This is a genomic window from Mesorhizobium sp. M2A.F.Ca.ET.039.01.1.1 (assembly GCF_003998035.1).
Classification (GTDB): domain Bacteria; phylum Pseudomonadota; class Alphaproteobacteria; order Rhizobiales; family Rhizobiaceae; genus Mesorhizobium.
Window position 1 is genome coordinate 1 of the sequence record NZ_RZRY01001028.1, and the last position, 1,746, is coordinate 1,746.

Here is a 1,746-nt window from a genome sequence, read left to right on the forward strand (position 1 = left end):
ATCTCGTGGCGGACATAAACCGGCGCGCCGTATTTCTTCAGCGCCAGCACCACGATCTGGATGGCGCGGTCGACACCGGCGCAGAAGCCGCGCGGCTGGCAGAGCCTGATCGTCAGCGGTGGCTTTTTCTCAATCATCAAATTCAGGCCGGTTCAGTCGGAAAGCTGGAGGGAAATGAGGTGCGCACCCCTGCCCTGTCAAGAGCGGCCGTTTCACGCTTCTTTCGCCGGGCGGCGCAGACTCAGGATCAGGACGGCGGCGAGAGCGGCGGCCAAGCCATACCAGGTGACCGCGTATTGCAGGTGGTTGTTCGGCAGGTCGATGATGGTGACGCCACCGACCGGCAGGCCGCCGGGATTCGGCGTCTTGTCGGCATCGATGAAGAACGGAACCAGCACGAACCCGGCCGGCAGGCCGGCGGTCGCCGCCATGACATCGCGGTCCTTCCAGTAGAAGATGTTCTTGGCGACATCATTGTCAGGAAGCATCATCGACGGTTTTGCGGGAAGCGGATTGCGCGCAAGCCCGGTCACCGTCACCTTGCCGGCGACCTCGCCCTGTCGGCGCTTGGCCGGATCCTTGAGGTCGTAGGGAACGAAGCCGCGGTTGACGAGCACGAAGCGGCCGTCCTCGAGTTGCAGGGGCGTGTAGACGTTGAAGCCGCTTTCGCCTTCCCAGGTGGAAAAGAAATGCCGCTCGCCCTGGTGCAGGAAGGTGCCCGTCACCGTCACCGGGGTGTAATCGACATCACGGGAGGCGGCGAATTGCTGCTCGACGTCGGCCAGCGGCAACGGCGCGGAATGCGTGCGCTTGTCAATGGTGGCGAGCAGGTCTTCCTTCCAGTGCAGGCGCTGGACCTGCCAGGTGCCGAGCCCGATCAGGATGGCGAACAGGACAAGGCCGAGGCCGATGAGCAACGCCGAACGCGGCCGCGAACGGCCGGCCGCCGAACCGGTCGCCTCGGTCATTCGTGGGATTCCAGTCTGCCCTCGGAGGCCTTCTTCGAGTACTGCAAGGTGATCAGCACGCCCTTGATCAGGCGCAGCGCCGTCAAGCAGAGCACCAGCGCCAGCGGTATCCATAAGATGAAGTGCAGCCAAAGCGGCGGGCTGAACGTCACCTCCATCCACAATGCGAGGCCGACGACGAGGAAGCCGATGATCAGGATGACGAACACCGCAGGCCCATCGCCGGCATCGGCGAAGGAATAGTCGAGCCCGCAATTGTAGCAGCGCTTGCCGACGGTGAGGAAGCCCGAGAACAGCTTGCCCTCGCCGCAGCGCGGGCAGCGGCCATGCAGGCCGGCCGAGATCGGGTCAATGGGGGGCCAGATCGCCTTGTCTTCGCTCATACCGGCACCGTAGACCCTTTCGCTTGAAAAGATAAGGCGGCCACGTCGCCGCGGCCGCCCGTCGCTCCAAGCAATTCCGGAAAACCGCTACGCGCTTTCCCTGAATTGCCCTCTATCAGTGGCCTTCGATCAGCGCGCCGTTCGACGCCCAGACATAGATGGCGCTGAACAGGAACAGCCAGACCACGTCGACGAAGTGCCAGTACCAGGCGGCCGCCTCGAAGCCGAAATGCTGCTTCGGCGTGAAGTCGCCGCGCATGGCGCGCACCAGGCAGACAGCCAAGAAGATGGTGCCGATGATGACGTGGAAGCCGTGGAAGCCGGTCGCCATGAAGAAGGTGGCGCCGTAGATCGATTCCTTGAACGCGAAGGGCGCGTGCATGTACTCGTAGGCC

3 protein-coding genes and 1 pseudogene are annotated in these 1,746 nt (G+C 63.7%); all 4 read right to left on the minus strand.

The features are described 5' to 3' along the window. Window positions 1–137 (minus strand): annotated as a pseudogene (locus tag EOA24_RS36880) (4-hydroxy-3-methylbut-2-enyl diphosphate reductase); the annotation flags it as partial. A 75-nt stretch (window positions 138–212) separates the two neighbouring features. Further along, window positions 213–968 (minus strand): SURF1 family protein, encoded by a 756-nt coding sequence (locus EOA24_RS36885; protein ID WP_189343206.1) that lies wholly within the window; start codon window positions 966–968, stop codon window positions 213–215. Continuing rightward, on the minus strand, window positions 965–1,351 hold the full coding sequence (locus EOA24_RS36890) for a DUF983 domain-containing protein (RefSeq protein ID WP_112125877.1): 387 nt from the start codon (window positions 1,349–1,351) through the stop codon (window positions 965–967). The genes EOA24_RS36885 and EOA24_RS36890 overlap by 4 nt, the downstream gene beginning before the upstream one ends. 115 nt (window positions 1,352–1,466) lie before the next feature. After that, the coding region (locus tag EOA24_RS36895) for a cytochrome c oxidase subunit 3 (protein ID WP_133374845.1) at window positions 1,467–1,746 on the minus strand (280 nt) is incomplete at its 5' end.

Coding starts and splice junctions, on each gene's coding strand:
- EOA24_RS36885 (WP_189343206.1), bottom strand. CDS start 968: ATGACCGAGGCGACCGGTTCGGCGGCCGGCCGTTCGCGGCCGCGTTCG.
- EOA24_RS36890 (WP_112125877.1), bottom strand. CDS start 1,351: ATGAGCGAAGACAAGGCGATCTGGCCCCCCATTGACCCGATCTCGGCC.